Annotated in this window: 2 protein-coding genes; both read left to right on the top strand. The window is 55.1% G+C overall.

Features of this window, described 5'->3' with window-relative positions:
• Nucleotides 1–620, top strand: a 620-nt coding sequence (locus tag AC1DS5_RS24925; protein ID WP_477720926.1) for an RHS repeat-associated core domain-containing protein, incomplete at its 5' end; no start/stop codon positions are given.
• A 17-nt stretch (nucleotides 621–637) separates the two neighbouring features.
• On the top strand, nucleotides 638–1,033 hold the full coding sequence (locus tag AC1DS5_RS24920) for a hypothetical protein (protein WP_477720925.1): 396 nt from the start codon (nucleotides 638–640) through the stop codon (nucleotides 1,031–1,033).
• The last annotated feature ends 387 nt before the right edge of the window (nucleotides 1,034–1,420 follow it).

Below are 1,420 nucleotides of genomic sequence, written 5' to 3'. Positions count from 1 at the left end.
GACAGGACCAGACCATCGTCTGGCGCTGGGACACGGCCGAAGCGTTTGGCGGCACGGCGCCGAACCAGAACCCCAGTGGGCTGGGCGCCTTCACCTTCAACCAGAGGTTCCCGGGGCAGGTGTTTGACGCGGAGACCGGGCTGTTCCAGAATTGGAATCGGGAGTACAACGCCCGATTGGGGCGGTATATTCAGTCTGATCCCATCGGACTCCAAGGGGGCATCAATACCTTTGCCTATGTGGGGGGTGATCCGCTAAGGCTCACGGACCCTCGAGGGCTTGCTGTTCCTGTTGCTGTTGCCGCATGCATGGCCAGTCCTCCGTGCGTAGCCGCTGCAGTCGCCGCTGCGGCTGCTACTGCTAAAGCGTGCGTGGATACATACGACGCTGTGAAGAATTGGATGGATAGTCGAGCAAAAAATCCACCCGATATCGGACCTCCCAATGATTGGATTCAAGGTCCTCGCCGAGGTAGGCAATATGGACCGGATGGAAGACCTCAATACGATATCGATAAACCTCATCAAGGCAACGAAATAGACCACGTGCATGAATGGCCTGGCGGTGAAAGAGAAGAGCCTGGTAGGCCTGTGTCGCCGATTCCGAAGGCAAAAAATTAATTTAATTGAAGGCTTGGATGATGAAATTATCTGATTGTGTTGAAGCGCATGTCACCGGTATTTGCGTTGATGAGAAGTCAAAGACGATAGATATATCGTTACGCCTCCAAAGCGGCGACCGTACTGCTCTTAGGGCGGAAGGGGTTACCCAGTTTGTAGCCAACGAATTTCGGGAAAAAAATATCGTTGATAGGATCAATATATGGAATAGCCAAAATCAACCAGAGGAATTTCGTCCCCTTTTGGTTGAGTTAATAACGGGAGAATTTGAGGGAATAATCTCGGAAGCGTTTTTACCCGCAATTGACCTTGAGCTCTCCGCAATAGCTAGGGGGGAAAAGATTTTGGTTGAAATAGAGCCTGTCTACGGTGTTAGAGCTATTTTTCTCGCACGGAGTTTTCAGCAGTGTTGAATTGCGCTGAAGCCTGACCGAATACTTCCATCAATCCTTGAGGGCGAGCATGGCCTCAATCACATCCATCACGGCGCAATAGCTGGCGTTGCCTGGGCAGCGCGCTGATGCGCTCTACGTGCTGCGGGCGCCGGCCCCACCCCGCAAGAAAAAGGTGAGCTCACCAAGATCACCGATGAGAGCGGCCAGACCAGCTACAGCCACGACGCCCTGGGCCGCCTGACAGCCAAGACGGTCGTCATCAGCGGCAAGAGCTTCACCATCGGCTACGCCTGGGGCGACAGCGGCAGCGCACTGGACAAGCTGACGGCCATCACCTACCCGGGCGGCTCACGCGTGAACTACAGCTACGACGCCCAGGGCGCCGTCAGCGCCCTCAGCGCAGCG

The sequence above is a fragment of the Polaromonas sp. P4_H1 genome (assembly GCF_056400945.1).
Note: the sequence above shows the minus strand (reverse complement) of the source record. Positions and strands in the feature narration are given on the sequence as shown.